We start from the raw sequence: 671 nt of genomic DNA, 5'->3' as shown, positions 1-671 counted from the left end.
TGCCCCACTTGGCCTTGCGCGGCGACGGTGTAGGTGGTTTTGCTGGTGACCTGGTCGGCGGCGTTATAGGTGTAGCTGACCGTATTACCGGCGCCGTCTTCGACGCTCAGCAAATTGCCGTTGGCATCGTAGCTATAGCTGGTGATGGCACCGTTCGGGTCGGTGCGGGTTAAGAGGTTGCCGTTGGCGTCGTAGGTATACGTGGTGGTGGGCGATGATCCATTGACCGCGGGCGCGATTACGCTCGTGAGCTGGCCCTGCGCGTTGGTCTGATAGGTGGTGGTATTGCCAAGGTCGTCGGTGACGGTGGTGCTGTTGGTGCCGTAGCTCAGCGTGAGCGCTTGCGCTACAGCGCCGCTGCCGGTGGTGATGCCGGTGACCTGATACGTGCCTTGCGCATCTTGCGTATAGGCGTAGCTGACGGTGGTGCTGTCGCTTTGGGTGACGCTGCTGACCAGATCCGTGGTGCCCTGGTACGCGTAGGTCGTGGTGTAGCTGGCGGTGCTGCTGCTATCCGTGTCCGAGGCCAGCGTGGTCGTGACGGTGCTCAAGCGACCCTGGCTGTCGTAGCCGTAGCTCACCGCCTGGCGGGTCACGGCGCTCGTTTGGCCGGGTGGGATTTCCTGGATCGACAGGCTGATCAGCTGGTTGCTGGTGTTGTAGCCGAACAA

General features: G+C 62.3%; 1 pseudogene. It reads right to left on the bottom strand.

The window, feature by feature from the left end:
- A pseudogene (locus QQJ86_RS16240) lies at window positions 1-671 on the bottom strand (hypothetical protein); the annotation flags it as partial.

The organism is Dyella acidisoli (assembly GCF_030160295.1).
GTDB lineage: Bacteria > Pseudomonadota > Gammaproteobacteria > Xanthomonadales > Rhodanobacteraceae > Dyella_B > Dyella_B acidisoli.
This window is presented reverse-complemented; position numbering and strand designations above follow the sequence as displayed.